Source organism: Aminobacter sp. P4_H6_2, from assembly GCF_056400805.1.
The window spans coordinates 1-1695 of sequence record NZ_JBFUKO010000886.1 but is presented as its reverse complement, the minus strand read 5'-3'; the positions used below and the strand labels follow the sequence as shown (position 1 = coordinate 1695).

1 protein-coding gene, 1 tRNA gene and 1 pseudogene are annotated in these 1695 nt (G+C 59.3%); 1 reads left to right on the top strand and 2 read right to left on the bottom strand.

The genetic code is table 11. From position 1 onward, the window contains the following. Positions 1-228: pseudogene (locus AC1DUU_RS31335) on the top strand (DUF4172 domain-containing protein); the annotation flags it as partial. 752 nt (positions 229-980) lie between these two features. Here AC1DUU_RS31335 and AC1DUU_RS31330 read toward each other — a convergent pair. Together AC1DUU_RS31330 and AC1DUU_RS31325 are read right to left on the bottom strand one after the other, a co-directional pair. Further along, a tRNA-Lys gene (locus AC1DUU_RS31330) sits at positions 981-1056 on the bottom strand. A 101-nt stretch (positions 1057-1157) separates the two neighbouring features. Then, positions 1158-1695: PhzF family phenazine biosynthesis isomerase (locus AC1DUU_RS31325; protein ID WP_476787195.1), on the bottom strand; the 538-nt coding region annotated here is incomplete at its 5' end.

Below are 1695 nucleotides of genomic sequence, written 5' to 3'. Positions count from 1 at the left end.
GGTCAGTTCAACGAGCGCCAGGAAAAGGCCATCGCCCGGATGTTCCGCGAGGGCATTGACGGCTTCAAAGGGGGGCTCAGCGCCGAGAACTATATCGCCATCACACAGGCATCCCGCGCCACAGCGACAAGAGACTTGCAGGACTTGGTTGCCAAACGTGCCCTAACAAAAGCGGGTGAGCGCAGGCACACGCGCTACACACTCCAAGTGTCAGATTCTGACGGATAGGTCTTCTACCGTTGCCAGTCGATTATATAAATGCGCCCCGCGGGTTCCCAAAATCACCGTCGGCGCAGCATCCTTTCCTCTATGTGGTCGCTGCAACGTGACAGCAGCGAGTTGCGCGACGCCTGGACCGGTTTCCAGGCTCAGGACCAATCCGCATTTCGCTTCACACGACCTGTACGCGTCCGCCGAACCCGGAACGACACAGAGCTTCATGCGCATCCTGATTTGGTTCAAAGCAGTAGCAGTCGTGAACCGGGCGCACATCGTAGTCCGCATCACTGGCCCAGGCGACGCTTGAAAGAACAGCGCCGGTGGCAAATGTAGAGCCGAGCGCGAGCGTGCTGCACGCGCAACCAAGCGCCTTACTGAGCTATTGAGCGCTGGTGCTTACGCGATCGAGCGGCGCGGCCTTGACCGATACGGCCGCACCTTGGCGATGRCAAAGTTGATGGCGTCGACGTTGGGGGTGCACTCGTTGGCGAGGGTTTTGCCCGGACCTGGCCGGGCCACGGTACCGGCTGTTGCGGCTAACGGCTTCAACTGACGTTCAACGCCTATTCGTCGGCGCGCGAATTGGTGCCAACTCAAGTTGCGCAAACATGCCAACCGAAGTTGCGCGCTACACGAGGTTCGACAGCCCGAGTTAGAACAAGAACAGAACGCGAATTGGAAACCAAGCGTCAAGATTGGAAACCGTTTCCAATCTCACATCTCGGCCAATCAGCGAAAATTTAATGATTTCAGGAAGTTAGTGGTGGGTGCGACAGGGATCGAACCTGTGACCCGCTGATTAAGAGTCAGCTGCTCTACCAACTGAGCTACGCACCCACACAGTCGTTTCAACGACCGTGGCGGCATATAGCCATACCATTTTTCCCTGTCCACCCCCTCCGGCGCTTTTTCTTCACGTCGGCAAAAATTCCTGCAAATCAGACGTAAATAGTGCCCTCAGCGGTCTTCACGGCGTGCCCGCCGATGCGTGCGGCGACAAGATTTCCACCTGAGACGTCCAGTTCGAGCCTGATTCGTGACGGCCGGCCCATTTCGATTCCCTGTTCGACCCAGAATCGCGACACGCCATCGGTCGGTTTGTCGAAATGCATGATGGCGCCGGCAAAGGCCGCAGCCGCCGAGCCGGTGGCCGGATCTTCATAGGACGGGCTGCCGGGAACGATCATGCGGGCGTGGAAGGCGTTGTCGTGGCCCACGGTCTCGCGGCAATAGATGTAAGCGCTCGCGACCGCGGAGTCGCTCTTGCGCGGTGAAAATGTGAACCAGGCCTCGTTGTCGAAGCGGATGCGGCTGGCGGCTTTCATGTCGGCCACAGGTACGGTGATGTAGGGAACACCCGCCGACCACAGCGATACGCGATGATTCTCGAAGCCGATCTCGTGAGGCGCAAGGCCGAGCGCTGCAGCAACCGCGTCAGCGCTGGCGGCAAGCGGCATCGCCTCGGGCAGCTTGGGC